Source organism: Pseudoalteromonas sp. MER144-MNA-CIBAN-0113, assembly GCF_040308965.1.
Lineage (GTDB): Bacteria > Pseudomonadota > Gammaproteobacteria > Enterobacterales > Alteromonadaceae > Pseudoalteromonas > Pseudoalteromonas tetraodonis.
Map to the genome: position 1 here is coordinate 1 of NZ_JBEOOG010000165.1, position 1280 is coordinate 1280.

1 protein-coding gene is annotated in these 1280 nt (G+C 33.8%); it reads left to right on the forward strand.

The genetic code is table 11. The annotated features are described in order from the left end of the window. The first annotated feature begins 41 nt into the window (after positions 1 to 41). A complete protein-coding gene (locus AAEY57_RS19170; protein ID WP_350608571.1) occupies positions 42 to 1241 on the forward strand; it encodes a hypothetical protein in 1200 nt (399 codons plus the stop codon). The last annotated feature ends 39 nt before the right edge of the window (positions 1242 to 1280 follow it).

The window sequence follows — 1280 nt, forward strand, 5'->3', positions numbered from 1 at the left end:
TCTTGTGTAAATTGACGTCTCATTTTATTTGCCTCTGCTAAATGTTAGAGGCGACAACTATCCTGACACAGGGGGGAAATGACAAGCCTTATTATGTATTTATTGAGAGAGTTGGCGGTGTTACTTTTGAATTAAGTGAGCTTCTTAAATCGTCAAAATCTTCAAAAGCAATATTTATAAGCTCAGAGAATTTAAAAATCTGGAATACTAGAGGAAAATTTCATTTAGAGGAGCATGTATCAAGTTCTTTAGATGTTTCACAAATCAATGACCTTGATGCAGAACCAATTTTAGATAAATTAAAATTGCATGGCAATTGGACTCGCTTATCAAAGCTACCTCTCAATAAAAGAAAACTAGAATTACTTAAGAAGGCTAAAAAACAATTACTTATCGGTTTGATTGAATCAACTTCAGGTGAGGGATATAACAAAATAATTCAAAGAGATTTTGGAAGCATTACTTGTGATTCAGAAAAAGCTCTATTGATGCTTGCTGGATTAGCAACCACTCAAAGAGTTCCAGCTCACGAAGCAACATTATCTAGAGCGCTATCTTTTCTTGGTTTAAACCCAAATGTTTATAAATTAGCCCAAATGATGGATGGCCTTGTTCATTACTCTAACGGAAATGTAACAACTAGGCATAGAATTTATATAGAGAAGCTATTTAATTTATTTGTCCCGCAAGAATATTTATTAAATATAATTATTGCTTATGTAGATGCGTTTTCAGTATATGACTTTCCAATTGTCAGAAATATTAGTAAAAGTGAATTTACAATATATAAACATCTTGTAAATGCTAAATCTTTAAAACGTATAATGCAAAATGATAAAGAGAGGGTACTATCGATTTATGAGAGCTTTGAAAAAGCCTTCGAAAATGAAGGGTTATTCTTAATGCAATATGGGCTTGCTTTGCGTTCATTTGACGAAAATGAGGCTGCCTATGAAAAACTTAGAATAGCTCAACAGGCTTTTCCTGAATCCCCTCAAATCGAACACGCATTAGCATTACAAAGAATTGTATTAGCTTGTAGTGAATCGGATGAAACAATTGCAATGGCGCTATTTTCTGAGGCTGAAACTGTTTTGAATCGGTTGCATTCCGCCAATATCACTGCTGATATAGACTCATATGATCGATACCCAATAATTACATTGTCAGAAGGACATGTTCAAGTACTAGATAACCTGAATATGAATCGCCCCGTGTTTGCCAGAGACTCAATAACTTGAGAAACTGGAACTATGAAAAAATCAAATCGCTATACATCA

What these genes read in the sequence shown, in the direction of transcription:
- AAEY57_RS19170 (WP_350608571.1), top strand. Translation starts at nt 42, where the DNA reads ATGTTAGAGGCGACAACTATCCTGACACAGGGGGGAAATGACAAGCCT.